The sequence below is a fragment of the Cedecea sp. AS113 genome (assembly GCF_037152415.1).
Lineage (GTDB): Bacteria > Pseudomonadota > Gammaproteobacteria > Enterobacterales > Enterobacteriaceae > Cedecea.
On sequence record NZ_JBBCMI010000018.1, the window covers coordinates 53,338 to 79,186 of the forward strand.

The 25,849-nt window shown below is 57.1% G+C and carries 19 protein-coding genes; 8 read left to right on the forward strand and 11 right to left on the reverse strand.

Features of this window, described 5'->3' with window-relative positions; genetic code table 11:
* From ycfP to WFN87_RS18785, 3 genes are all read left to right on the forward strand, one after another.
* On the forward strand, positions 1-543 hold the full coding sequence (gene ycfP / locus WFN87_RS18775) for an alpha/beta hydrolase YcfP (RefSeq protein ID WP_008453447.1): 543 nt from the start codon (positions 1-3) through the stop codon (positions 541-543).
* A gap of 403 nt (positions 544-946) precedes the next feature.
* A complete protein-coding gene (locus WFN87_RS18780) occupies positions 947-2,251 on the forward strand; it encodes an NAD(P)/FAD-dependent oxidoreductase (protein ID WP_008453443.1) in 1,305 nt (434 codons plus the stop codon).
* Positions 2,252-2,463: 212 nt separating this feature from the next.
* Positions 2,464-3,000 carry a glycine zipper 2TM domain-containing protein gene (locus tag WFN87_RS18785; protein ID WP_008453441.1) on the forward strand — a complete coding sequence of 179 codons (537 nt, stop codon included), beginning with the start codon at positions 2,464-2,466 and terminating at the stop codon, positions 2,998-3,000.
* Between the two features lie 47 nt (positions 3,001-3,047).
* Here the strand turns inward: WFN87_RS18785 and WFN87_RS18790 are convergent, their stop codons facing one another.
* The 6 genes from WFN87_RS18790 to iucA all read right to left on the reverse strand — a co-directional run bounded on the left by WFN87_RS18790 (position 3,048) and on the right by iucA (position 12,286).
* A complete protein-coding gene (locus WFN87_RS18790; protein WP_336983537.1) occupies positions 3,048-4,067 on the reverse strand; it encodes a Gfo/Idh/MocA family oxidoreductase in 1,020 nt (339 codons plus the stop codon).
* Between the two features lie 130 nt (positions 4,068-4,197).
* Entirely contained in the window at positions 4,198-6,399 is a 2,202-nt protein-coding gene (iutA, locus tag WFN87_RS18795; RefSeq protein ID WP_213716307.1) for a ferric aerobactin receptor IutA, read from the reverse strand.
* A 122-nt stretch (positions 6,400-6,521) separates the two neighbouring features.
* On the reverse strand, positions 6,522-7,877 hold the full coding sequence (iucD, locus tag WFN87_RS18800; RefSeq protein ID WP_336983536.1) for an NADPH-dependent L-lysine N(6)-monooxygenase: 1,356 nt from the start codon (positions 7,875-7,877) through the stop codon (positions 6,522-6,524).
* Positions 7,878-7,880: 3 nt separating this feature from the next.
* Positions 7,881-9,614, reverse strand: coding sequence for an aerobactin synthase IucC (gene iucC / locus WFN87_RS18805; RefSeq protein ID WP_336983535.1), 1,734 nt, complete (start codon positions 9,612-9,614; stop codon positions 7,881-7,883).
* Complete coding sequence (gene iucB / locus WFN87_RS18810; RefSeq protein ID WP_336983534.1) at positions 9,614-10,561, reverse strand: N(6)-hydroxylysine O-acetyltransferase; 948 nt, start codon at positions 10,559-10,561, stop codon at positions 9,614-9,616. The genes iucC and iucB overlap by 1 nt, the downstream gene beginning before the upstream one ends.
* Positions 10,562-12,286, reverse strand: coding sequence for an aerobactin synthase IucA (gene iucA, locus WFN87_RS18815; RefSeq protein ID WP_336983568.1), 1,725 nt, complete (start codon positions 12,284-12,286; stop codon positions 10,562-10,564).
* 132 nt (positions 12,287-12,418) lie between these two features.
* On the opposite strand from iucA, the gene WFN87_RS18820 reads away from it, so the two are divergent.
* Positions 12,419-13,630 (forward strand): MFS transporter, encoded by a 1,212-nt coding sequence (locus WFN87_RS18820; protein WP_166875117.1) that lies wholly within the window; start codon positions 12,419-12,421, stop codon positions 13,628-13,630.
* A 15-nt stretch (positions 13,631-13,645) separates the two neighbouring features.
* Positions 13,646-14,536 (forward strand): siderophore-interacting protein, encoded by an 891-nt coding sequence (locus WFN87_RS18825; RefSeq protein WP_336983533.1) that lies wholly within the window; start codon positions 13,646-13,648, stop codon positions 14,534-14,536.
* A gap of 29 nt (positions 14,537-14,565) precedes the next feature.
* Here WFN87_RS18825 and WFN87_RS18830 read toward each other — a convergent pair whose 3' ends face one another.
* Positions 14,566-15,201, reverse strand: coding sequence for a TetR/AcrR family transcriptional regulator (locus WFN87_RS18830; RefSeq protein ID WP_008453420.1), 636 nt, complete (start codon positions 15,199-15,201; stop codon positions 14,566-14,568).
* A 247-nt stretch (positions 15,202-15,448) separates the two neighbouring features.
* On the opposite strand from WFN87_RS18830, the gene bhsA reads away from it, so the two are divergent.
* Positions 15,449-15,706, forward strand: a complete 258-nt coding sequence (gene bhsA / locus WFN87_RS18835) for a multiple stress resistance protein BhsA (RefSeq protein WP_008453418.1) — start codon at positions 15,449-15,451, stop codon at positions 15,704-15,706.
* A 105-nt stretch (positions 15,707-15,811) separates the two neighbouring features.
* Here bhsA and ldtC read toward each other — a convergent pair whose 3' ends face one another.
* The 3 genes from ldtC to melR form a co-directional block, all read right to left on the reverse strand.
* The gene (gene ldtC / locus WFN87_RS18840; RefSeq protein ID WP_336983532.1) at positions 15,812-16,786 is read right to left on the reverse strand and encodes a L,D-transpeptidase LdtC; all 975 of its coding nucleotides are present in this window, start codon (positions 16,784-16,786) and stop codon (positions 15,812-15,814) included.
* Positions 16,787-16,936: 150 nt separating this feature from the next.
* Positions 16,937-20,383 carry a transcription-repair coupling factor gene (gene mfd / locus WFN87_RS18845; RefSeq protein ID WP_336983531.1) on the reverse strand — a complete coding sequence of 1,149 codons (3,447 nt, stop codon included), beginning with the start codon at positions 20,381-20,383 and terminating at the stop codon, positions 16,937-16,939.
* 116 nt (positions 20,384-20,499) lie between these two features.
* Positions 20,500-21,426 (reverse strand): transcriptional regulator MelR, encoded by a 927-nt coding sequence (melR, locus tag WFN87_RS18850; RefSeq protein ID WP_166876527.1) that lies wholly within the window; start codon positions 21,424-21,426, stop codon positions 20,500-20,502.
* A gap of 248 nt (positions 21,427-21,674) precedes the next feature.
* On the opposite strand from melR, the gene melA reads away from it, so the two are divergent.
* Positions 21,675-23,030 carry an alpha-galactosidase gene (gene melA / locus WFN87_RS18855; protein WP_336983567.1) on the forward strand — a complete coding sequence of 452 codons (1,356 nt, stop codon included), beginning with the start codon at positions 21,675-21,677 and terminating at the stop codon, positions 23,028-23,030.
* Between the two features lie 84 nt (positions 23,031-23,114).
* On the forward strand, positions 23,115-24,545 hold the full coding sequence (melB, locus tag WFN87_RS18860) for a melibiose:sodium transporter MelB (RefSeq protein ID WP_336983530.1): 1,431 nt from the start codon (positions 23,115-23,117) through the stop codon (positions 24,543-24,545).
* 41 nt (positions 24,546-24,586) lie between these two features.
* Here the strand turns inward: melB and WFN87_RS18865 are convergent, their stop codons facing one another.
* Positions 24,587-25,651: an acyltransferase family protein gene (locus WFN87_RS18865; protein WP_336983529.1), complete on the reverse strand. Its 1,065-nt coding sequence runs from the start codon at positions 25,649-25,651 to the stop codon at positions 24,587-24,589.
* Between the last annotated feature and the right edge of the window lie 198 nt (positions 25,652-25,849).

Genomic DNA, 25,849 nt, shown 5'->3' on the forward strand with positions numbered 1-25,849 from the left:
ATGATAATCTATTTGCACGGTTTTGACTCAAACAGTCCCGGAAACCATGAAAAAGTGCTGCAGCTTCAGTTTATCGATCCCGATGTGCGGCTGATCAGCTACAGCACGCTGCATCCGAAGCACGACATGCAGCATCTGCTGAAGGAAGTCGACAAGATGCAGCAGCTTACCGACGACGAACGTCCCTTAATTTGCGGCGTGGGTCTCGGCGGATTCTGGGCGGAGCGCATTGGTTTTCTCTGCGATATGCGGCAGGTTATTTTTAACCCGAACCTTTACCCCCATGAAAACATGGAAGGGAAGATCGACAGGCCGGAAGAGTACGCGGATATCACCACCAAGTGCGTGCCAAACTTCCGTGAGAAGAACCGCGATCGCTGCCTGGCTATTCTCTCGCGCAACGACGAAGCGCTGGACAACCGGCGCACGGCTGAAGCGCTGCATCACTACTATGAAATCGTCTGGGACGAGCAGCAAACCCACAAATTCAAAAATATCTCCCGGCATTTGCAACGCATTAAAGCCTTTAAAACCCTGGGCTAAATTTTCCCGTCATACCTTCAAGCCGCAGGTGTGTTGGCTGCACCTGCTATTCGGCTCATCCATGAGCCTCACCCTAAAGGGCCGCTGCGAGCAGCGTTCAAATCTATTCCCGACAGATTTGTCACCCCAGTCACATAGTTAGCTATGCTCCTGGGGTTTCTCAGCTTTGCCGCCGTCCTGCAACTCGAATTATTTAGGGAAAATGTCATGGTCAGCCTCGCGCTGGCCTTTTTGTTTATCTTTTCGGCATAAAAATTGATGTACATCAATTTTGGTATGACCAATGCACCCTTCATGTTATTCTCGATAAAGTTTGGCGTTAAACGTGCAGTAACCCTTTGTTAATTAAAGGTTATTTGGATAACTTTTAATTAACAATTGGTTAATATTTTAGGGGGTCAAGTTGACTACACCATTGAAAAAAATAGTGATTGTTGGCGGCGGCGCTGGTGGTCTGGAGCTGGCGACTCAGTTAGGTAAAAAACTGGGGCGTGGCAAAAAAGCCAAAATTACGCTCGTCGACCGTAACCACAGCCACCTGTGGAAACCGCTGCTGCATGAAGTGGCTACCGGTTCGCTGGATGAAGGCGTGGATGCGCTGAGCTACCTGGCCCACGCGCGCAATCATCATTTCCAGTTCCAGCTGGGTTCCGTGGTGGATATCAACCGCGAAAGCAAAACGCTGACCATCGCCGAACTGCGCGATGAAAAGGGCGAGCTGCTGGTGCCTGAGCGCAAGCTGCCATACGACACGCTGGTGATGGCGCTGGGGAGCACCTCCAACGACTTCAACACCCCTGGCGTGAAAGAGAACTGCATCTTCCTCGACAACCCGCATCAGGCGCGTCGTTTCCATTCCGAGATGCTAAACCTGTTCCTGAAATACTCCGCCAACCTGGGCGCAAGCGGCAAGGTTAACATCGCTATCGTTGGTGGTGGCGCGACGGGCGTTGAGCTGTCTGCTGAGCTGCATAACGCCGTTAAGCAACTGCACAGCTACGGCTACAAAGGGCTGACCAACGAAGCGCTGAACGTCACGCTGGTGGAAGCCGGGGAGCGCATTCTGCCTGCGCTGCCGCCGCGCATTTCTGCCGCCGCGCACAGCGAACTGACCAAGCTTGGCGTTCGCGTGCTGACGCAAACCATGGTGACCAGTGCCGAAGCGCATGGCCTGAACACCAAAGACGGCGAGTTCATCGAAGCGGATCTGATGGTCTGGGCGGCGGGCATTAAAGCGCCAGACTTCATGAAAGATATCGGCGGCCTTGAAACTAACCGCATTAACCAGCTGGTGGTTGAGCCAACGCTGCAGACCACGCGCGACCCGGATATCTATGCTATCGGCGACTGTGCATCCTGCGCTCGCCCGGAAGGTGGTTTCGTGCCTCCTCGCGCTCAGGCCGCGCACCAGATGGCTTCCCGCGCGCTGACGAACATCCTTGCGCAGATGAAAGGCCAGCCGCTCAAAGCTTACAGCTATAAAGATCACGGCTCGCTGGTTTCATTGTCCAAATTCTCCACCGTGGGTAGCCTGATGGGTAACCTGATGCGCGGCTCGATGATGGTGGAAGGCCGCATCGCCCGCTTCGTGTACATCTCCCTGTACCGTATGCACCAGATTGCGCTGCACGGTTATTTCAAAACTGGCCTGATGATGCTGGTGGGCAGCATCAACCGCGTGATTCGTCCACGCCTGAAGCTGCACTAAGTTTTATTTCCTTCCGAAACCCGGCCCCCGTGCCGGGTTTTTTATTGCCGGGAAGCAGCATAACATTCGGCATATTCCTGGCGGATTGCTCGGAGTTGTCTTAAACACACGTTTTCACCGCACGATCCCGCACTTTTGATCCGTTGTCTGATTTCTCAATATTGTCACTGCAGTGCAAAATTAGGTTAACAACAAGGTCAGGAGGATGTCCTGTGAATAAATCAATGTTAGCGGGTATAGGTATTGGCGTGGCCGCTGCGCTGGGCGTGGCTGCGGTAGCCAGTTTGAACGTGTTTGACCGTGGTCCCCAGTATGCACAGGTGGTGTCAGCGACGCCAATCAAGGAAACGGTTAAAACACCGCGTCAGGAGTGCCGCAATGTGGCCGTGACGCACCGCAAACCTGTTCAGGATGAGAACCGTATTCTAGGTTCTGCTCTGGGCGCGGTGGCCGGGGGCGTCCTTGGTCATCAGTTTGGCGGTGGACGCGGGAAGGATGTTGCCACGGTCGTGGGCGCGCTGGGCGGCGGCTACGCCGGGAACCAGGTGCAGGGCGCGATGCAGGAGGGGGATACCTACACCACCACCCAGCAGCGCTGCAAGACTGTGTATGACAAATCAGAAAAAATGCTCGGTTATGATGTGACCTACAAAATCGGCGATCAGCAGGGCAAAATCCGCATGGATAAAGACCCTGGCACTCAGATCCCGCTGGACAGCAAAGGCCAGCTGGTGCTGAACAAAGCCTGATGCCGAGTCTTAAAATATAAACCCGCCTTTCGGCGGGTTTTGTGTTTCTAGTGCTCGCCGCGCAGCGTTTGCTGCAGCGTCAATAAGACCCTGACTTCCTGAATTCTGCGGCGGGTTAAGGCGGGAATCGTCTCAGGAGCCTGCTCAAACAGTGTTTTACCGGCAAAAATGACCTCTCCGAGGCAGCGGTCGTACAGCGGCCCGCTGATATCCAGTTTTACCTCGTCGTCAACGCTCAGGGTTTCATTTACCCCGCGTCTGTCGACGGCAATCACTCTGCCATCTTTCAGCACGATATTAATACCTTTTTGCCCCCCGGCGGGCCCGGCATATTTGTTCAGCTGTAGCACGCAGGGGATGCCGCCCATTTCCCCGCGCAGCAGCGCCTGGCCCTCTGCCGTGGTGACATCGCCGGGCACAATGCCGTTGCCGAGCCGGTCTTTGGCCAGCAGCAACTCAAGCTCCAGCGCTTCGTCAGCGCCCGCCTGCATCAGCGTTTCGCGCATCATCGCCAGCACATGCGTGCCGATGTCCACGATAACGCCGTCCGGGTGGTGCAGCGCACGAGTATCAGGCTCGCCGGTGGCAAAATTCAGCGCAATCGGCTCTCCGACGGCATTAAACCCGCTGGGCTCCAGCAGGAATCCCTCAATACGGTCGATATATTCGAGGCGGTCGATAAAACGTGCCGCATCGGTTCTCACCATCCAGTGATCCAGGGCGAGCACCCGCGCGGCAATGGCCGGATCGCTCAGGAATGATGTCAGTTCGTCCAACTGCTGAAGCGTTGCCGAGACGGGTTTTTCCACCACGACGGGCAGCGAACTTTGCTGTAGCACCTGCTTCAGGATCGGCCAATGCTGGAGCGATGACGTGGTGATAAACACCAGGTCAAGCGGCAGCGCCAGAAGCTGGGTTAGGGAGGGGAGAAGCGTGATGGCATCAGAGCGGTAGCGTGGGGCGGGATCAAACCCATAGCAAACCACATCGCGCCGGGCGAGTCGCTGAATAGCTGGCAGGTAAGCCGTTTCTATTACGCTGCCCACGCCAATAAACCCAACTTGCATATCGTCTCCGGTCATAAGAGAGGAAAATATCCCTTATTTTTAAAAGACTATTTTGCGCGGGTCGAGGGATAAACTGTTAGGAAGGGTAAGCGTGTGAACTTGCCCGGCAGCTGCCGGGCAAGGAAGAGGCTTAGAACAGCACAGAGTAGTTCATGCCGAAGGTGCGACCACGGCCTTTGTAGTTATACAGCGAAGCAGGACCGTAGCCTGGGCTGTAGTTCAGAGGCGCGCGCTGGCCCCAAAGTGTGGTGTAGTCGCGGTCCAGCAGGTTCTCAACGCTGAAGCTAAGTTTACCCACCGGGAGCTGGTAGCTGCCCAGTAAATCAACAGTGGTGTAACCTTTGAGTTCATTCCCTGCGCTATCGCTGACGTCAAACGAGGTGGTGCTTTGCACACGAAGGCTCCACGGGTCCGGCGCCCAGCCAATATAGGCGGTGGCTTTCGACGGGCTGGCGGTTTTAACGGTAACCTTCTCCCAGCTGCCGTTCACTTTTGACTCGGTTTTTAAGACGTTGAAGTTAGCCCCGGTGCTCCATTCGCTGTCAGGGATAAAGTAATCCACCGCGCCTTCCACGCCATAAACCCGGCGTTTATTGTCATTCACGCTAATGGTCAGGTCAGTATTCGGGACGACTTCCTTATTAGACAGCGAGTAGTAGGTGGCAATCTGCGTGCGCAGGCTGTCGCCGGTGTAGCGCCAGCCCAGCTCGTAGGAGTCAACCTTCACGCCCTGCAGCTTGCTCGCGCCGACGTTGACGCTGTTGGTCAGCGGCAGGTGGCCGTTAACCGCCGCGCCATAGGTGCCACGGCCGTAGTATTTACCCGGATCAGGCAGCTCCACGCCCTGGGAGAAGTTCAGCCACGTCTGCTGGCGCTCGGTGAGGTGCATCAGCAGGCCGGCGTTGAACAGGTAGTTGTCGTAGTTGGTGGAGCCGCCAGGGATAGCATCGGCGGATTTTACTTTACCTGAGGCAATTTGCTGCTGCTGCGAGTAGCCGATGAAATCATCAATCTTATTCTCGGTGTACTGGTAACGCACGCCGCCGCTCAGGGTAAAGATCTCGTTGATGTCATAGCTGGACTGCAGGAACGCCGCCATGTTGCTGATGTCATACGCCGGGTAACGTCCGGTGGTATAGATTTTCTGGTTATTCAGGCCGCCTGAGGCGCTGGCCTGCGCCAGATCGAAGAACATCTGGTTAGAGGTGAAGCGCTCGTGGTCCGCGTCCAGGCCGTAGGTCAGCTGCCAGCCGTCGAGCGGCTTGCTGTTGAAGGTCAGTTTCGCGCCGTACTGGTTAGTATCCTGCTGGGAAGAGGAGAATGCGGTCGCTTTTTGGCTCGCGTTTACCGTCGGGAACGGGTAGAACAGCAACGACTCATCACGGTAGTAAACCTGGCCCACCATCTCCTGGCCGAGGAAGTCGCTGTTGGAATATTGCATGCTGATCAGGTGACGTTCTGTGCCGGGGACTCGGTCAGAGTTCAGCCCTTTGCTAACGTAAGGGGTGCTTGCGCCGCTGATTGCTGAGAAATTTTTCCCAAGGTCCAGGCCGTAATCGTCATCGCCCTGACTTTTATAATATTGGGTGACTAATTGAAGCTGCTGGTTTTCATCGATGTTCAGCGTCCCGGTGCCCATCACGTCCAGACGGTCGGAATACTGTAACCCGGTCTGGGTGTTGTCGAGCAGGGTGGCATCACCCTTGCCGTCATACCAGCCGCCGAATTTTTGATAGGCGATCGAGGCGCGGCCAGAAATATGGTCGTTCCCGCCGGAGATGGCGCTGGCGACGCGCTCATCGTGGTCTTTGCTGCTGTTAAAGCCGCTCTTGATCCCGGTCTCAAACTCTACCTGTGTATCTTTCTGGCCTTTTTTTGTCACGATATTAATCAGCCCGCCGGTACTGCCGCCGCCGTACAGGGAGGTCGCCCCGGAAATGACTTCAATATGATCGATGTTGAACGGGTCGATAGAGTCCAGCTGGCGGCTGTCGATACGGGAAGAGTTGAGGCGTACCCCGTCAACCAGCACGACCAGCGGGCGACCACGCAGGTTCATGCCGTAGTTGGTACGGCTCTGGCTGCTGACGTCGAGGCCAGGGATCAGCTGGGCTAGCGCGTCTTTAAACTCTTTGCCGCCCTGGATCTGCTGCTCCAGTTCGGCTTTCTCGATCACCCAGGTGGTTTGAGCCATCTCGGCGACGGTGCGGTTGCTGCGGTTGGCAGAAACCACCATCGTCTCGTCACTGGTTTGCTGTGCCACTGCCGGTGCCATCATGGCGAGCAGTAACGGATTGAGCGCCCAAAGCGTTTGCTTTTTGGTTATCATCATTGTTCCTTCATACGGGCTGACAAACATCTGCCCAAATATGCTGTGTCCTCGTCATTCTTCAATTTGACGCGGGGTTAACGGTTACCCCCGTCCCGCAGTGGCCTGCGTGCCGGGGGATAAACTCAGTTAGCGCCGGGCTGCATTTCGAATGATTTTGAGGAGTAGTGAGTTAAGGACGCAGCGCTGTGCTGCGGTTTTTCCCGGCTGCCGCTGCGCCATTGGATCAGCGCGGGCGGCGTACTGAGATCGAACAAATCACGCCCCAGCGCGCGATTCAGGATTTTGGCGGAGCGCCACGCCATCAGGCTCAGCTGCGGCTCGGCAATGCCGTGGGTTTGCATGCTGGCGTTGACCGCGAAGATGTTATTTCCGGCCGGGCCATTCCACTCCAGCGTAAAGTCGTCGCGCACTTTGAAGTTGCACTCATCCAGCATCGTCATGCGTGACATTAACGGCGAAAGCATTTGCGGCAGCGTAGGGCGGTAGCCGGTGGCGAAAATCACCACGTCGCTGTCCAGCGTGTCATAGCCCTTGTCCAGATGGTGTTCCAGCAGCAGCTGCCAGCCCTGGCCACGGCTTTCAAGGCCTGTTACAGAGCGGCTTGGCAGCAGGCGAGCATTGCGCGGCAGCCCGAGCACTTCAAAGCGGTGATACAGCTCGCGGTAGATGGTCAGCAGCGAATCGGCGGTAATGCCGTCGGAGGTCATCTTCTGCTCATCGAGCATTTTCTGCCGCGCGCCTTCATTCAGGCCCACAAAGCCGGTGACGTATTCCGGCGTGAAGTATTCGTTGGCAAACGCGGCTTCATCCAGCGCGTTAAAGTTATTGCGGCGTGAAACCCAGTTCACTTCGGCAACTTCGCCCCAGGCGCCACGGAACGCATTCAGGAACAGGTCGGCACCGCTTTGCCCGCCGCCAACCACCGTGACGCGTTTCCCGGCCAGATTCGGCAGACGCAGGCTCATTTCGCTGGCGTGGAAGCAGGTTGGCGTGGCGGTTTTTACGCACGGCGGCAGGTGAGGCTGCTTGCCAATGCCGAGGCAAATGTTGCGCGCCAGCGTTTCCCCCTGGCTGGTCTGCACCACAAACAGCTTGCGCTGCTCGTCGAAATCAACGCGCTCAACCGTCTGGTTAAACTGCAGGTTGTTCATGCCCTCTGCGGCCCAGCGCAGGTAGTCCGAAAACTCATCGCGCGAGACGGTGCGCAGCTCGGTGGTCAGAAAACGGTAGAATTTTTTACGTTTCACCAGGTAGTTCACAAAGCTGAACGGGCTGGTGGGGGCCACGGCGCTGACCAGGTCTTTCAGGAACATGGTCTGCATATGGCAGTCCGGCACTAACATGCCCGGGTGCCACGCAAAGTCAGGGCGGCTGTCAAAGAACTGGCTGCTAAATCCCTCTGCTTCGTGAGACAGCGCCGCAATGCTCAGGTTAAACGGGCCGATACCTACGCCAATAAAATCAACAGTGTTTGTCATAATTCAATCCCTGGTTACCAGCCACAGCGGGTTTTGCAGATCCTCGAGGTAATTCGGCAGCATGCGGCTGCCGCCGTCCTGGTCAGGCCAGGTCAGTTTTACCGGGTTCAGCACAACGCGGATGATTTGTGGCTTAAAGAGTGAGAAAAGCGCAAAACGCGCCGACATTTGCGGGTGTTCCTGCATGTAATCACTCAACACTGCGGCCAGCAGCTGATAAAAGCGTCTCTCCGGCACGCCAAGGCGGGCCATGAGCGGCGAAACAAAACGCAGCACCGTCACAAAATGGCCGGTCTGCAAATCATGAATTAAATAGTCGGCGCTCAGGCGGGCGGTCACATCCCGCACTTCCTGAGGCAGGGAGTCCATCTCCGGGAACTCATCCTTCACCAGACGCATATCGCCCTGAAAATCTTTCAGCAGCACGCGCTGCGGCACGCCGTCTTTCATGGCGAGCGTAATATTTTGTCCATGGGCGATCAGCGCCACGCCATAGCGGCAGAGCAGGTGATACAGCGGCACCACCACCACGCGGAACATCTGCGTCAGCCAGGCTTCTGCATCCATGCCGGAGCGGGCAATATAGGCCCCAATCAGCGGCTGATTGTTTTCGTCGCACTCCATCAGGGTCGCCATCAGAATCGGCGTCTCGTCAGGCTTCAGCCAGCGGGTCGGGTTCTCGCGCCAGATAACGCCCAGCATCTCCTGGTAGCGATAGGGCGCCTGAGCCAGCGCGGCGTAGCCCTCATGAGAAACATAGCCGGCAGCCGGTTCGCCGAGGATCACCGCCCCGGTTTTCACCAGCGTGCTGTCGGTAGCAAAGACGTTCTGCAGCCAGCGGGAAGCCAGCGGCCCGGCGGCAATGTACTTGCCCGGAATACCGCGGTAGCAGGAGGTGTTGTAAATCGTCAGCGGCAGCTTGATGTCTAACCCGCCCTGGCGGCTGGCGTTGGTCAGGGTGCGCAGCGACTGCTGGGCCAGCCACTGATCGCCAAATTCGCCCAGAGACACCATCTTGCCTTCGGCGAGATCGGCCACGAAATCCAGAGCAATTTTCTGCTGCCACTGCCACGGATGCACCGGCAGCGGCAGCCAGTTATCATCCAGGCCATTGTTCTGCCACGCCTGCGTAAAGCGGGCCAGCTCCTGCTCGTCCATCGCGGCGGCGATAAGCTGCTGAATATCCAGTTCGCTATCGCAGCGCCAGACCATATGTTCGCGTTTAACCGCCAGCCAGTGCAGCTGGAAGGTATTGGCATACTCCGGCGCATAGCGCTCCAGCGCCTCTTTGCCCCAGCCGCGACGCCCTTTGTTAAAGGCGAATTTCGGGTGGCCGCTCAGCAGGCACTGCAGGCGGTCAGCGTCGAGATCGATCAGGTTATCAGCTCTCATGCCGCGGCGCGCTTTCAGCAGCTGCAGGTCGCCCAGCAGCGTGGCGTACAGATCCTGCATATGCTCGGCCACGGTGGCGTCGCTCATCGACAACACCGGCTTGAGCTGCATGAGCAGCGTCTGCGCTAGCACAGGCTCGTCCGCACAGCGCAGCGTTTGCGCGTCTACCCACAGCCAGCCCCAGATGCCGCGCTCGGCGTTAAAATGCCACTCGGCCCCGGCTAAGCTGATGCAGTAGCGATTTTCGCCCAGCGATTCGGCCTGAAAAACCTGCTCGTACTCCAGCTCAGCCAGCATTTTGGCTACCAGCTGGCGGTTAACGAAATCCCAATCCTTGCGATTCATTACAGGCCTACCTCGCTAAAGAAGTTGTGGCGGTTAGCCATGACCAGGCGTGAACGCTTGTGCGGGAAGTCAAATTCCTTGCGCGTCACATAGCCCGCAGGCTCCAGATGCTTGAACAGGCGCTGGTTGTCGGCGCGCGGCTCCAGCACGGTACGCTGCGTGCGCGGCTCGTCCAGCAGAAGGTAGTGGGTTAAGCCACGCAGCCAGCTTTGTACATAGTGCGCGCCGCGCCACTGCTGCTCGCCCACCAGCAGATGCAGGCCGCGATCAAACGGCTGCCACGGGTAATGGCGGCCGATGCGATCTTCCGCTGCCCAGTAAATTTCGAAGTAGCTGAACGGCTGGTCGTCAAAGCAGCCGATCAGCGGAAACGCATGTTTTCCGGTGAGCTGGCGTTCCAGATACGCGGTTTGTACCTCCCGCGAGCCGCTTTGCTCCCAGAAATAGTCCACGCGCGGATCGTTCATCCAGCGGGTAAAACGTTCTGCGTCCAACGCCGGATCGGCCACGCGGAAGCTCAGCGTTTTGCGAACGCGCGGATCGTAGCGGCGGTAAACTTCGCCGGACGGGCGGGCAGGGCGCAGCGGGTAATAGATCTCGCGCTCAGCGTCAAATACCATTTCGCCGGAAGCGTGCTTCGCCGGAGCGCTGAGCCACAGCGGTTGCTGCCAGAAGGTTGCGCGGTGAACGATGTCGCTTTTCAGCAGATCGAACAGCACCAGCGCCTGCGGTTCTTCCCGCCATTCGGCGTAAGGCAGCACGATGGAAGTAAGCTGCGGCGCCGCGACGAACATCTGATCCAGCGCATCGCGCAGCCAGCCTGCAGGCAGTTCGCCCGGCCAGTGCAGGACTGCGCCGCCGTCCTGGCCCCAGCTCAGATTCAGAGGCTTATTGAGTTTTTCACAGTGCAGCCCGTGGCCGCCGTGAACAATAGATGCCTGAAACATTCAGCCCTCCTGAGCCAGCAGCGGGTTTACAAAGTCGAAGTAAATCACCGAAGGATCGATGATGGTGTTTTCGTTATGGTCGTGCAGGTAGCAGAAGAAGTTCCCCTTCACGTTCCAGTGCGGGCTTTCCAGCACGTAGTCGAGGCAGGTTTTATGCGTCACCTCGTCACGCACGGCGCTAAGCGCGCTGCGTACACGGCTCATCAGGTTCACTTCGCTATCCAGCCCCGCAGCACCCAGCGCGGCGGTCACGGCGAAGGTCGAATTGACCAGCAGGTAGTAAGGGAAGTAGCGCAGCAGCTGTTCGCGAGTGAAGACGTTTTCCGCCTGTGCTTCGCCAATCATGTCGAGCCAGCCTGCGGCATGCGGCATAAAAGCGCTGCCCTGGCAGTCGCGGTAGATAAGCCCGACCGGCAGATCCTGCTGCATCTCCACCAGAATATTTTGCTGGTGAGCGAGGAGAACCAGGCCGTAATCCGCTTCGGCGGTAAACAGCGGCTTCAGCACCTGCTGGCAATAGGCGTCGACCCAGGCGTGTGCAGCCTGTTTCGGCGTGATCCTAAGGCGAGAGCTCAGGCGGTTCACGGCGGCAACCAGCAGGGAATCTCCGCCGTCCGGGGCTGACTGGGTCAGGGAAACCAGGACGTTAGTCTGGCTCTGCGGCTGCTCAACCAACAGGTTTTCGCGCAGGGCAAACAGGCTTTCTTCCATGATGTTGCCGTGGAGATCGCGCAGTCCGGCCCAGCCGTCTTCCTGCATCACGCGGAAGGTCGGGAAGCGGGCCTGCAGCGTTTGCCAGCGGTCAGTTTGCGCCAGGCGCGCCAGGCGCATGCCGCGTTTAACTTCTTTTACCGACAGCGTACGCACGGAGTTGGTCAGGCGCACGCTCAGAGAAAACTTGATCATGTCGCGGCTGGTGGCGCAGTAAAGCGAGCGTGATGACGTGGTCGGCAGCCATGGTGCACCGGCTTCGCCTAAATCTTTCACCAAACCTTTGGCGACCAGCTGCTGGCACCAGTCCTGCTCCAGCAGATAGCCGGCCTGCCACGGATGCAGCGGGAACAGCCATTGATTGTCGCTGAGCTCGCTCAGCAGCTGCGGCGCATTTTCAGCCGCAAAGCGCGTCAGGCGCTGCTGCAGATTGAGGTGCAGACTTTCGCCCGCCAGGTAGCTTTTATCTACGGCGAACCAGCGCAGCGGGAAATGCGGGGCGAAGTCAGGCAGATAGCGCTCGGCTTCCTGCTGGTTAAACGGTTCGTGGGATTTTGGCGCCGGGTGAAAGGCGTGTCCCACCAGCAATGCCTGCTCGGCTTCGCCAAAATTCAGCGCTTTTTCGCGCAGCCCATTCCAGTCATGACGGGCTTCAATCGCCTGCTGCGTGTGGGCATGGCTTTCCATTACGCGCTGATAAAACGCTTCGCAGCCGGTGGCTGGCAGCATCTGCTGGTGCTGGAGTTTATCGACAATCAGCTGGGAAAGGGTGGCAAAGTCTATCGGCTGACTGCCGCTGGCAGTGACCAGACGAGCCGGGAATTCGAAGCGGTGATGCTGGGTGGGGGAGAAATAGGCCACTTTGAAGTAGAGCGCCTGCTGTTCCCCCAGGGGGATAATGAGTTCGGCTGGGTGGCTGTCGGTTAGTCGCCAGTCGCTGGTTTCACGGACAAGGGAATTAAGAAAGCACTGTGCGGCCACATCCCAGGCCAGAGTTTTATTTGGCAAAGTCATCATCAAACAGTTTCCACGCGTTATGATAATGCGAATTCTGCCGATAACGTTTCTCATTATCAATAACAATTGTTAGAATAGATAAAATTAATTTTACAAATACGCACAATAACCACACGGGTTAGTAACATTTTGACATCGCTAGAACTGGCGGATTCGCCGCAAAAATCCCTTTCCTGTTGGCCACTTGCGCTGAGCGCCGGGCTACTTGGCGTCGGGCAAAACGGCCTGCTGGTCGCGATTCCGGTGCTGGTGATGCAGACACATCTGAGCCTGTCCGTCTGGGCGGCATTGCTAACGCTTGGGTCGATGCTGTTTTTACCGTCCTCGCCGTGGTGGGGGAAACAGATTGCGCGCCTCGGCAGTAAGCCCGTGGTGCTTTGGGCGCTGGGAGGCTATGGCGCAAGCTTTATGCTGCTCGGACTTGGCTGCCTGCTGCTGGCCACGGATGCGGTCGCGGGTTATCTCGGGCTGGGCATATTGATTGTGGCGAGGATTATCTACGGCTTGACCGTGTCGGCGATGGTTCCGGCCTGCCAGGTCTGGGCGCTGCAGCGTGCCGGGGAAGGAAAGCGCATGGCGGCGCTGGCCACGATCAGCTCCGGGCTGAGCAGCGGGCGCTTGTTTGGCCCGCTTTGCGCCGCCGGCATGTTAGCGATTCATCCGCTCGCCCCGTTGGGACTTCTGATGGTTGCCCCGCTGCTGGCGCTTGTGATGCTGTTGCGTCTGCCGGGCACGCCGCCGCAGCCCGCAGCCGAGCGTAAAAGCGCTCGTCTTCGGCCCGATTGCCTGCCTTATCTGCTGTGTGCCTTGCTGCTTTCGGCCTCGGTCAGCCTGATGCAGCTGGGGCTCTCTCCGGCGCTTGGCCGCCAGTTTGCCACGGATACCGCCGCAATTAGCCATCAGGTTGCCTGGCTGCTGAGCCTGGCCGCGGTGGCTTCGCTCTCCGCACAGTTTGGCATTCTCCGGCCACAGCGCCTGAAGCCAATGGGGCTCCTGTTGAGCGCCGGGCTGCTGATGATCGTTGGCCTGGCGATGATGATTTCCGTTCAGCTGTGGCTGTTTTACGTCGGCTGCGCGGTACTGTCGTTTGGGGCCGCGCTGGCGACCCCGGCCTATCAACTGTTGCTGAACGACAAGCTTGCCGATGGGGCAGGGGCCGGCTGGGTCGCGACCAGCCACACTCTGGGCTACGGGCTTTGTGCCATGCTGGTGCCGCTGGTATCAAAAACGGGCGCTGAGGCAGCGTTGATTATGGTGGCCTTTTTAGCCGCCGTGTTATTTACCGTGGTGTCCGGCGTTATCTGGCGCAGCCGCCACCGTTCACGTCATTCTGTAATTTAAGCGTAAGGAAAAGTTATGGCTGGAGTTCAGGGCTATCGTCTGTTTAACGTTCAACTGGCGCGGAAAACGGCCGTGTCGCCTTCGCTGCTGAGCCTGGTATTTAGCGGGCCTGATGTGGCGCAGATGAAATGTGACTCGCCTGATCAACGTATTAAAATGCTGTTTCCGTCCGAAGACGGAACGCTGCCGTCGCTGCCTGCCGAAGGGCAGTGGTATCAGATTGCCCAGGGGATGCCAAAAGAGAAGCGCCCGGTGATCCGCACCTATACGCTGCGCCATGTCGATCCTGCCCGTCAGGAAGTGACGGTGGAGTTTGTCAGCCACGGCACTGAAGGCCCGGCCTCCGCATGGGCGATTAATTCTGTTCCCGGCGATGCTATCCAGATTGTGGCCCCGAACGCCGCCCACCCGGAAGACAGCGGCGGCTATGAATGGACGCCGCCTGCCGGGCTGCGAAACGCGCTGATTATCGCTGATGAGACGGCTTTACCCGCCGCACGAGGCATTCTGGAAATGCTGGCTCGCCAGGCTCAGCCGCCAAAAATACAGGCCTTTTTTGAGGTGCCGGACGAAGGGGACTGCGTGGACTTAAGCGCCTATGGCTTCGCCGAGATCAACTGGCTGCCGCGCAAAACCGTCTCTGCCACCCACGGCGAATGCCTGATTCAGGCGGTAAAAATGCAGGCGAGGGTGCCGGATAGCGGCCATCACGAAGCCGTCCAGGAAGAGGCCGAAGGCGAACTGCTGTGGGATAAAGCCACCACCGGTAGCAACGAGTTTTACGGCTGGGTAGCGGCGGAGTCGACGGTGGTTAAGCTGCTGCGCCGCCATTTGATTGGCGAACGTGGCGTTGAGCACGAAGCCATTAACTTTATGGCCTACTGGGCGAAAGGGCGAGTTCGCTAGTGAAAAGGGCGGCCATTGGCCGCCCTGGATCAGATCTTCTTCAACTGCGGCATCAACATCACCGTGGTTTTCACAATCTGCATTAACTCTTCATAGCTGGCGTTCTCGCGGGCGCTGACCGACATCCCCTGAATGATGCAGCACAGGTATTTTGCCAGGCAGCGAATGTTACGTTCCGCCGGGATCTCGCCTTTTTGCTGGCGCATTTCAAGGAAACGCACCAGCGTTTGTTCCTGCACGGCATGGCGGGCTTTTATCGTTGCGGCGATGTCTTCCGACGACGCGGCCAGCACGGATGAGGTGCAAATGATAAAGCAACCAGCGGGCGTGCTCTTGTCGGTAAAACATTGTGCGACCGCGGAAAGATAGTTCTCCAGCGCGGCTTCCATGGTCTGCTCTTCACAGAATAGGCAGGCCTCGTGCTTCGCCGCAAAGCGCGCGATATAGCGATCCAGCACCGCGCGGAACAGACCTTCTTTGTTGATGAACTCCGCGTAGAGCGTTGGGGCCTTTGCCCCGGTGGCTTCTACCAGATGCGCCATGGATGTTGCTTCATAGCCATGCTGCCAGAAGAGTGTCATGGCCTTGTCGAGTGCTGCTTCCCTGTCAAACACTTTTGGACGGCCACGGCTTTTTTTGCTGCAACTTAAAGTCTCGGTTGCCATACCTGCCGTTTAACCTCTGTCTAATTAGTGAACACTTATTATAAAAATAATCGGCGGCGGTAGCCAGTGCCACGTTATGAAAAATAATTATTTCTTATCACAATGAAAAATAGCGCTTTTTTTAATTAATTAACGGTCGTTATTAAAATGTGTTGACGTGTGATGTGGATCACGATTATGATTTAGTTATCGATCGTTAACTAATTAAGTTTAACGACCTAACGTTCACCTGCTTAGGACCTGAATCATGAAAACCTTAACTACTCTGTTCGCTGCCGCTGTGATTAGCTCACTCTCATTTGCAAGCTTTGCGGCGGTTGAAGTTTCTGCTACCCCTGCTGGTCAGCAAAAAGTTGGCACCATCAGCGCCAATGCGGGCAGCAACCTCTCTTCCCTGGAAGAACAGTTGGCCGCGAAGGCCGATGCAATGGGCGCTAAATCGTTCCGTATTACCTCCGTTAACGGTCCGAACACCCTGCACGGTACTGCCGTCATCTATAAATAAGCCAGACGTTAACCCTCAATACGTTTGACCTTATTCGTTATATGCCACTGCAAGCAAAAGGCCCTGTCGTAAGACAGGGCCTTTTTTTACACCTGAAGATTTAACTCAGATTTCGTTGTTCGGCTGGTCAGCAGCATGGGCATTGACGTTGACCGGCATCCCGGAACGGTGCTCCATGGCCTGTTCCATCACCTGCGTATCGGTTTTAGGTGCGTTGCGGAACTGCGTCATCTGCTCGTTTAGCACAATCGGCAGAACTTTCGGGTCATCATCAATCGCTTTGGACAGCGGCTGGTGAACTTCAACCAGGCGGGAGCCATCCGGCTCAACGGACGCTTTGATTGGCGTGTTGATGATGCGCACTGAAGTGCCGACCGGAACCGTGTTGAACAGCGCTTTGATATCGCCGTCGCGCAGGCGGATACAGCCGGAACTGACGCGCATACCGATGCCGAAGTCGGCGTTGGTGCCGTGCAGCAGGTAAACGCCGCCGAACGCTGCCAGGCGAATCGCGTGGTGCCCCATCGGGTTATCCGGCCCCGCAGGAACCACGGCCGGGAGCTTAATGCCCTGCGCCAGGTAACGCGCCCGAATATTGGCCGTTGGTGTCCAGGTCGGGTTGGCCCGTTTGTCGGAAATTTTGGTCACCATCGTCGGGGTCAGCGTGTCTCCGCCCAGCTGGCCAATGCCAATCGGGTAAACGGTGACGCTGTTTTTCCCTGCCGGGAAATAGTACAGACGCAGTTCGGCGAGGTTAATCACGATGCCCTCGCGTGGGACGTCCGGCAGCAGCATCTGGCGCGGGATGGTCAGCACGCTCCCGGCGCGGGGCACATAAGGATCCACGCCCGGGTTGGCCTGCAGCAACGCCAGGAAACCGACGTTGTACTTTTTGGCAATGGCCTCCAGCGAACCGCCGTCGTTTTCAACCTGATGGAACAGGTTTTTGCCGATCAGGCGGCTGTTAGCGGCGGGAAGCGGATAATCGTTAGCGCTGGCGGGCAGCGCCATGGCCGCGGCACCCAGTAAGGCGGCGGCGGTAAACCAGCGGCGGAAAGACAAAGTACGCGAAGCAAACATAGCTTAAACCCTGCGATTTTAATGGTTAATTTTTGAGGCAGATAAACGCCAATTATCGCTGAGCTGCGTGTCGGGAAGTCCTGGGGATTGCAAAGAGTGTGTAAATGTCACAGAAAATTGCGCCTTACCGGGCGGTAAGGCGCAGAGGCGTCAGGCCGCGGCGTTTTCCGCCAGGCTGCGCATAAAGTTACGCACCCATTCCATGCGCGTTTTCCTGTCCTCAAGCTCCTGGAAGAACTTCAGTCGGGTAGGGCCGTCAAGGCGGTAATGCTGCGGCTGCTTCTGCAGCAGGCCAATCAGCCATACCGGGTCAACGTGGTTTTTCTCCGCGAACTCGATGGTGCCGCCTTTTTCATTGCCCTCAATCTTACGCACGCCCAGCCTCTGTGCCTGCTGGCGCAGCGCGGCGATATCCAGCAGATTACGTGCCGCATCCGGCAGAAGGCCAAATCGGTCGATAAGCTCAACCTTCAGCTCGTCCAGCTCGTGCTCGCCTTTGGCGCTGGCGATGCGTTTGTAGAACGACAGGCGCGTATTGACGTCGGGAATAAAATCATCCGGCAGCAGGGCGGGCATTCGCAGCTCGACCTCTGTCTGGCTGTTGGTGAGATCTTCCAGCGAGGGCTCGCGGCCCTCTTTCAGCGCATCGACGGCGTTTTCCAGCAGCTCCATGTACAGCGAGAAGCCGATAGTTTCCATCTGCCCGCTCTGATCTTCCCCCAGCAGCTCGCCCGCGCCGCGAATTTCCAGGTCGTGGGTGGCTAACGCGAACCCGGCACCTAAATCTTCCAGCGAGGCAATGGCCTCCAGGCGTTTTTGCGCGTCCGTGGTCATTGCCTTCGGGTGCGGCGTCAGCAGCCAGGCATAGGCCTGGTGGTGAGAACGCCCGACGCGGCCACGCAGCTGGTGAAGCTGCGCCAGGCCAAAGTGGTCGGCCCGCTCGATGATGATGGTATTGGCGGTCGGAATATCGATCCCGGTTTCGATGATCGTGGTGCACACCAGCACGTTAAAACGCTGGTGGTGGAAGTCGTTCATCACCCGCTCCAGCTCGCGCTCGCGCATCTGGCCGTGGCCGATGGCAATCCGCGCTTCTGGCACCAGTTCAGCCAGCTTATCGGCGGCTTTCTGAATGTTTTCGACGTCGTTGAAAAGGTAATACACCTGGCCACCGCGCAGCACTTCACGCAGGATGGCTTCCCGCACCACCAGATTGTCGTACTCGCGCACGAAGGTTTTCACCGCCAGGCGGCGTGCCGGAGGCGTGGCGATAATCGACAAGTCGCGCATGCCGCTCATTGCCATATTCAGGGTTCGCGGAATAGGCGTTGCGGTCAGCGTCAGAATATCCACGTCGGCGCGCATCGCTTTGATGCGCTCTTTGTGGCGCACGCCAAAGCGGTGCTCTTCATCGACAATCAACAGCCCAAGATCGCGCCATTTCACGTCGGCCTGCAGCAGCTTGTGGGTGCCGATCAGAATATCGATTTTCCCTTCGCTGGCCTGTTCCAGAATTTGAGTCTGTTCTTTGGCGCTGCGGAAGCGGGAAAGCATTTCAATGCGCACCGGCCAGTTGGCGAAGCGGTCGCGGAAGTTGTCGTAGTGCTGCTGAGCCAGCAGGGTCGTCGGCACCAGCACCGCCACCTGTTTGTTGTTCTCCACTGCCAGGAATGCGGCACGCATCGCAACTTCGGTTTTACCGAAGCCCACGTCGCCACACACCAGCCTGTCCATCGCCAGCGGGCGACACATGTCACTCAGCACGGCGTTGATGGCCTGAGCCTGGTCCGGGGTTGTTTCGAACGGGAAGCTGTCACAGAACAGCTGGTACTGCTCGCGATCGTGCTTAAAGGCAAAGCCTTCTTTGGCGGCGCGCATCGCATAGATATCCAGCAGTTCAGCGGCGACATCGCGCACTTTCTCCGCTGCTTTTTGGCGGGCGCGGGACCAGGCATCGCTGCCCAGCTTGTGCAGCGGCGCATTTTCGTCGGCGCCGCCCGCGTAGCGGCTGATCAGGTGCAGGGACGAAACCGGGACGTAAAGTTTGGCGTCGCCCGCGTAGGTCAGCATCAGGTATTCGGCGGTAATGCCCCCGGCTTCCAGCGTGGTCAGCCCGGCGTAACGGCCCACGCCGTGTTCCAGGTGAACCACCGGCTGGCCCGCATGCAGCTCGGCCAGGTTGCGGATCAGCGTGTCCGGGTTAATGGTGCGGCGGCTGTCCTGGCGACGGCGGCTGACGCGCTCGCCCAGCAGGTCGCTTTCGCAAATCAGCGCCCGGTTGCGCAGGGTATCAATAAAGCCGTGCTCGCTGGCGCCGATCATCAGATAGCGGCCGTTATTTTCGGCTTCTTCCAGGCGGTAAATGCGTTTTGGTGCGATTTTGATGCGGCCCAGCAGTTCGCCCAGCGCTTCACGGCGGCCTTCGCTTTCGACAGAGAAAATCACCGGCCCGGTGAAGGACTCAAGGAACTTCCGCAGGCTGTCCAGCGGGGCTTTTTGCTGCGCCTGCACGGCCAGATCCGGCAGTGCCTTGTAACCCAGATTCACGTTGGCGGCTTTCTTCGCCAGCGAATCCGTTTTGAGCTGCACGCGCGGCCAAGCTTTCAGCTCGCTAAACAGCGAGTCGGTTTTCAGCCACAGATCCTCCGGCGGCAGAAGAGGGCGCATAGGATCCACGCCGCGATTTTCAAAGCGGGCGTTTGCGTCCAGCCAGAAGCGCTCGGCGCTGGCTTCCAGATCGCCGGTGTTCACCAGCAGCGTGTTGGCCGGGAAATAGCTAAACAGCGTCGGCAGCGGTTCGCTGAAGAACAGCGGCTGCCAGTATTCGATCCCGGCAGGCAGCGTGCCTTTGCTCACCTGCTGGTAGATATGTTCGGCGTCGCGCTTGACGTCGAACTTGTCGCGCCAATGGCTGCGGAACAGCTCAATGGCGTTTTTGTCGGTCGGGAATTCATGGGCCGGCAGCAGATTGATGGCGTCCACTTCTTCCAGCGTGCGCTGAGAATCCACGTCGAAGACGCGCAGGCTGTCGATTTCATCGTCAAAGAAGTCAATGCGGTACGGTTGGGCGCTGCCCATCGGGTAGAGGTCAAGCAGGGCGCCACGGGTGGCAAATTCGCCGTGCTCCATTACCTGATCGACGCTGCGATACCCGGCCTGTTCCAGCTGCGCGCGCAGGTTATCCCGCGACAGGCGCTGGCCTTTTTTCATCACCAGCGCGTGGCCGTGCAGGTAGCTGTGCGGGCAAACGCGCTGCATCAGCGTGTTCACCGGCATGATCAGCACGCCGCGCTGCATGGTCGGCAGCTGGTAAAGCGTGGACAGGCGCGAGGAGATGATTTCCTGATGCGGCGAGAAGCTGTCGTACGGCAGCGTTTCCCAGTCGGCGAGATTGACCACCAGGTTGTCGGTGAACTGGGTGATTTCATCGTGCAGGCGCAGCGCGTTCTGCATATCCGGGGCAATCAGCACCACCGGGCCGCTATGGCGTTCAACGATTTCGGCGACTTCGGTCGCGCAGGCTGAACCGGTCAGCTCGCCCAGCAGGCGTTGTTCTGCGGGTTTACTCGGTAGGTCGTAACGGGCATGTTCAGGCATAGTCAGCGCGCGTTCTCCAGAAAGCCGTGTTTTCACGGTAATAATATAAATTTTCTCTACTTATTATCCGTGATGGCGGCGCGAGTGCAACCGCTGAAAATAGCGATAGATGCGGTTCAGAGCATTTGTCGTTTCTGCTGGCTGAGCTTGCGATATTGCTGGGGTGACATACCGACGTAGCGGCTGAAGGTGCTATAGAATCGGCTACTGGATCGGAACCCCGCGGTCATCGCCACATCGAGGATGGTTTTGTCGGTGTCGCTGAGCAGCGCGCGTACGTGATTAACGCGCATCACCGTAATGTACTGTTTTAACGTGAGCTGCATGACGCGCTGGAAAATACCCATTGCATAGTTGGCATTGAGTTTTACGTGATCTGCGACGTCGTTGATGGTCAGCGCCTGATCGTAATTATCGGCAATAAAGCCCAGCATCTGGCTGACATAGAATTGCGCGTGACGGGAGACGCTGTTCTTGTGGGTGCGCGAGGTTTTGTTAAGCAGGATAGGCTGCCATCCCGAAAGGCTAAAGCGCTTAAGCATCAGACCAATTTCATCGATCGCTAACTGCCGGATCTGCTCGTTCGGGCTGTTGGCTTCCTGCTGCCAGCGCAGGACTTCAAAGGTGCTGAGCTGCTGAGTCTCGAGTGATTTAACCACCATGCCGTGAGTCACGTGGTTAATGAGTTCGCGATCCAGTGGCCAGGAGAGAAAGAGGTGCATCGGCAGGCTCAAAATCGCCATTTGCCGGCAGTTGCCCGGGCGCGTTAACTGATGCGGCGTACAAGCCCAGAACATCGTGATATGGCCCTGTTTGATCTGCACCACTTCGTTGTTAATCAGATATTCCACGTCGCCGTCAAACGGCACGTTAACCTCCACCTGGCCGTGCCAGTGGCTGGCGGCCATAGCATGCGGTCGACGGAGCTCAATATCCATACGCTGATATTCAGAATAGAGTGACAGCGGACTGCGAGTCTGCTTCTCATCGCCGTTGCACATATGCGGGTCAGGCGGCAGAAAGGTAATTGGCTCATCGATCATTGTCGCTCCATTTCCTGAATTATCAGAATCATGCCATCAGTACGGATTCAGCCTCCGCCTCTCCAATTGATATTAGCCTGGCTAACAGGCCGGATACTCTGCTTTTCCGTCTATTTATTCCCAAAAACTAAGATTTTGTAGCGATCGACATCAGATCTGAGTTTCCGGGAATGCTCCATGGGGAAGATGGAGGTTTTTGCCGGGGGCGCGTGCCACGATGAAGACGTTACCTACTGTTCTGGAGAGTGATAATGACAGCCCCAAAAATTACCTTTATCGGCGCGGGTTCGACCATCTTCGTCAAAAATATTCTGGGCGATGTTTTTCATCGCGAAGCGCTCAGGTCGGCACACATTGCGCTGATGGATATTGACGAGACGCGTCTGGAAGAGTCACACATCGTGGTGCGCAAACTGATGGATTCCGCCGGTGCATCCGGCTACATCACCTGTCACACCGATCAAAAAACAGCGCTGCAAGGGGCGGATTTCGTGGTGGTGGCGTTCCAGATTGGCGGCTACGAGCCTTGTACCGTTACCGATTTTGAGGTTTGTAAGCGTCATGGGCTGGAGCAAACTATTGCCGATACGCTAGGCCCCGGCGGCATTATGCGCGCCCTGCGCACCATCCCGCATCTGTGGCGGATCTGCGACGATATGACCGAAGTGTGCCCGAATGCGACGATGCTCAACTACGTTAACCCGATGGCGATGAACACCTGGGCAATGTATGCCCGCTACCCGCATATCAAGCAAGTGGGCCTCTGCCATTCGGTGCAGGGCACGGCTGAAGAGCTGGCTCGTGATCTGAACATTGACCCGGCCACGCTGCGCTACCGCAGTGCCGGGATTAACCATATGGCGTTCTACCTTGAGCTGGAACGCATAACTGCGGAAGGGCATTACGTCAACCTCTATCCAGAACTGCTCGCAGCTTATGAAGCGGGCCAGGCCCCGAAACCGAATATTCACGGCAATGAACGCTGCCAGAATATTGTGCGCTATGAGATGTTTAAAAAGCTGGGCTATTTTGTCACCGAATCGTCAGAGCATTTTGCGGAATATACTCCGTGGTTTATCAAGCCTGGGCGTGAAGATCTGATTGAGCGCTATAAAGTGCCGCTGGATGAGTACCCGAAACGCTGCGTCGAACAGCTGGCTAACTGGCATAAAGAGCTGGGAGAGTACAAAACGGCGGAACGCATAGATATTAAGCCGTCGCGCGAGTATGCCAGCACGATTATGAATGCCATCTGGACCGGTGAGCCTAGCGTAATTTACGGCAATGTCCGTAACGACGGGCTTATCGATAACCTGCCGCAGGGGAGCTGCGTTGAGGTCGCCTGCCTGGTGGATGCCAACGGGATCCAGCCCACCAAAGTTGGCGGGATCCCATCGCATCTGGCCGCCATGATGCAAACCAACATCAACGTGCAGACGCTGCTGACCGAGGCCATTCTGACTGAAAATCGTGACCGCGTTTACCATGCGGCGATGATGGATCCTCACACCGCGGCAGTCCTGGGCATCGAAGAGATTTATAGGCTGGTGGATGACCTGATCGCCGCGCACGGAGACTGGCTGCCAGCCTGGCTGCATCGCTAATAAAAAACGACGCCGGGTATAAGCCCCGGCGTTGACCTTTCTAATAACAGAAGGCGGGCGCTGGTAACGGTGACCCGGTACCCTATGAGCATCTCTCTGACAACAAAACTCAGTTACGGATTCGGTGCATTTGGTAAGGATTTCGCCATCGGTATCGTCTACATGTACCTGATGTACTATTACACCGATGTCGTAGGTTTATCGGTGGGCGTGGTAGGAACCCTGTTCCTGGTGGCAAAAATCTGGAACGCGTTTAACGACCCGGTGATGGGCTGGATTGTGAACGCCACGCGATCGCGATGGGGCAAATTTAAGCCGTGGATCCTGCTCGGCACGCTCACGAACTCGCTGGTACTGTTTTTACTGTTCAGCGCCCACCTTTTTGAAGGGACGACCCAGGTGGTGTTTGTCTGCGTGACCTACATCCTCTGGGGGACGACCTATACCCTGATGGATATTCCGTTCTGGTCACTGGTGCCAACCATCACGCTGGATAAGCGTGAACGCGAACAGCTGGTGCCGTTCCCGCGTTTTTTTGCGAGCCTGGCTGGATTCGTGACTGCCGGGGTAACGCTGCCGTTTGTGAACTATGTGGGTGGGGCTGACCGCGGGTTTGGTTTTCAGATGTTCACGCTGGTGCTGATCGCGTTCTTTATCGTTTCCACAATTGTCACGCTGCGTAACGTTCATGAGGTTTTCTCGTCAGACAACGAGGCCACGGCGGACAGCACCCGGCTGTCGCTGAAATCCATACTCGCCCTTATCTATAAAAATGATCAGCTTTCTTGTCTGCTGGGGATGGCGCTGGCCTATAACGTCGCCTCCAATATCATTACCGGCTTTGCCATTTACTATTTCACCTATGTCGTCGGCAATGCAGATTTGTTCCCGTACTATCTTTCCTATGCCGGGGCGGCAAACCTGCTCACCCTGGTGCTGTTCCCGCGTCTGGCGAAAGCGCTGTCCCGCCGTATCCTGTGGGCGGGGGCTTCGATTCTGCCGATGGTCAGCGGGGGCGTGCTGCTGGTGATGGCGCTGACGGGCTCGGCTAATGTGCTGGTCATCTGCCTTGCGGGCGTATTCCTCAACGTCGGTACCGCGCTGTTCTGGGTGCTGCAGGTGATTATGGTGGCGGATACCGTTGATTACGGTGAATACAAGTTTAACGTTCGCTGCGAAAGTATTGCCTATGCGGTGCAGACGATGGTGGTGAAGGGCGGCTCGGCGTTTTCAGCCTTCTTTATTGCGGTCGTTTTAGGCGTCATTGGCTATGTGCCGAACGTCGCCCAGTCGGCTGAAACAATACTCGGGATGCAGTTCATCATGATTGCGCTGCCGACGTTATTCTTTGCCATCACTCTGGTGCTCTATTTTCGCTTTTATCGTCTGAACGGCGATCGGCTTCGCAAAATCCAGATTCACCTGCTGGATAAATATCGCAAAGTGTCGCCCCCGGCTGTGCCACAGGAAACAGCGGCCATGCCGATAGCCGTTACTCGTGATGTACGGGCTTAATCTACGGAAAAGCAACCCGCTCAGGCGGGTTGCTGAAGCACTTACCGGCTGGCGGCGATTTGCGCGGGAGGAGAGAAAAACAGATCGCCGAACAGCGCGACCGAAAGCTTGCGGAAACCGAGACCAACCAGCGTACAAATGCCCAGGCTAACAAACGGGTAGACCAGCAGAGTCGCCAGCACCAGCGTGTCAGAAAGCGTACCGCTGTTGATTTTAGCCAGCATCACCAGGCTTATCGCCTCGATCAAAATGCGGTGCGTGGTGTAAATGGCAATCGTATTCGAGCCCACCACGTTCAGGAAGCTGTCTTCACGTGCTTCGCGCCAGCCGTTCAGCAAATAGAACCCGCGCAGGATAGCTACGATAGACACCAGAGAAATCACCAGCGGCACGTTGACAAAGTAAAGCGCCAGCGATCCCAGGGCTATGCCTGCGCAGACAAACGGGTGTTGCGAAAAGCGGAAGTCCTTCATCCAGGCCATCAGCAAAGGGCCAAACCAGGCGCCGAGGCCGTAATACACCATATTCCGCACCACGCTGTTCAGCCCCCACCACGGCAGCGGCACAAAGGCGATAACAACGTTGATGCCCATCAGCACAGCCAGCACCGGGATGCGGTAGCGGCGCAGGGCTTTAAACATCACGAAGTAAACCAGCAGGGCGTAGAGATACCACAGGCTGGTGCTGGCCTTTGCCATGCTAAGAGCAAACTGCCCCAGCGAGTCGGCGTAGGCGGCGTTGGACGTCGGGTTACGCTCAAGGTCGGGTGCCAGCCATTGGTTAAGGTGCGTCAGCGCGATCCACTGGATCAAGCCCCACAGCAGTAACACGTAAAAAATGTTCCACAGCCGCTTGTCCACGCTGTCGCGCCATTTCACTTCATGGATGTAGCGGGTGATCAGGTAACCGGAAATGAAGAAGAATACCGGCATTCGGAAGGGCGCGAGGTAGAGATTAAGGTAAACCCAGAGTTTGGCGACATACAGATTCAGGCCGGGCCCGAGAGATGTGAGGTGAGGGTAGAAGGTAATCACCGAATGGTAGATAACCACCAGACAAATGCATAATCCTTTGATTTGGTTGATCCAGAGTTGCTTTTTCTTCATGCGATATCCGCGTCGTGACGGGCTCCAGTTGTCATGGGCCTGCTATCCTGGTGTCAAACCGATGCGATCTCGACCTCAATTGTCTGTTTTTGGCGCTGATTTGGTAAATTTAGGAAAAGGTGCAGGCACTTGAGATGTAACGGGAATAATTTAGTCGACGGAATTCATTTGGCCGGGGAGGTGTCGTATACTTCCCGG